A 299-nucleotide genomic window follows, 5' to 3' on the forward strand; every position below is an offset into this window, starting at 1 on the left:
AAGCAGGCTACTGACCTGACAGGCATCAAGCAGGCAAATCATCCTGACATCCTTTCTCAACGAGGGAGACTCTATGCGCACATCTGACTTTACCGAGGCGCAGTCCATTGCAACGCCTAAGCAGACCGACGCAAGCGCCTTGGTCAAAACCGCCTGTCGCCAAGCGGGCACATGCTTTGGGCTATCGCAGGCACTATGGTGCGCACCGCCTGTAGGTTGGACAGTCCGCGATGCAGAACTGATCACCGAGATCGCCAGGTTCGCTGGATGATCCAGAAGCCAATCAAGAGACCGGGTAT

1 pseudogene is annotated in these 299 nt (G+C 56.2%); it reads left to right on the forward strand.

The window, feature by feature from the left end:
- Window positions 1-73 precede the first annotated feature (73 nt).
- Window positions 74-262: pseudogene (locus tag QMZ25_RS19195) on the forward strand (hypothetical protein); the annotation flags it as partial.
- Window positions 263-299 lie beyond the last annotated feature (37 nt).

Origin of the sequence: Stenotrophomonas sp. RS-48, from assembly GCF_030053245.1 — a bacterium.
GTDB classification, from domain to species: domain Bacteria; phylum Pseudomonadota; class Gammaproteobacteria; order Xanthomonadales; family Xanthomonadaceae; genus Stenotrophomonas; species Stenotrophomonas maltophilia_P.